The organism is Veillonella parvula (genome assembly GCF_024461875.1).
Lineage (GTDB): Bacteria > Bacillota > Negativicutes > Veillonellales > Veillonellaceae > Veillonella > Veillonella parvula_I.
In genome coordinates this window covers 1-222 of the sequence record NZ_JANGAL010000138.1, presented here as the reverse complement: position 1 = coordinate 222, position 222 = coordinate 1, and the positions used below count along the sequence as shown (strand labels likewise).

The following is a 222-nucleotide window of genomic DNA, read 5'->3' as shown; positions in this document are numbered from 1 at the left end:
CTGATGGCTGCGATCAAAGATTTCCCGACATTGGTATTTGAAGGACATTCTACAGATTATCAAACAAAGATCAAACTGCGCGAGCTTGTAGAAGACGGAGTCGGCATTTTGAAAGTAGGTCCGGGACTTACATTTGCTATGCGTGAAGCAATGTTCGCACTGGAAAATATCGAAAAAGAGCTGATATACGGAACTGATACAGAGCCGAGCAAATTTGCGGAA

At 43.2% G+C, this 222-nt stretch carries 1 protein-coding gene; it reads left to right on the top strand.

What is annotated here, in order from left to right; translation table 11 throughout:
* Nucleotides 1-222: class II D-tagatose-bisphosphate aldolase non-catalytic subunit (locus NE668_RS10130; RefSeq protein WP_256196929.1), on the top strand; the 222-nt coding region annotated here is incomplete at both ends.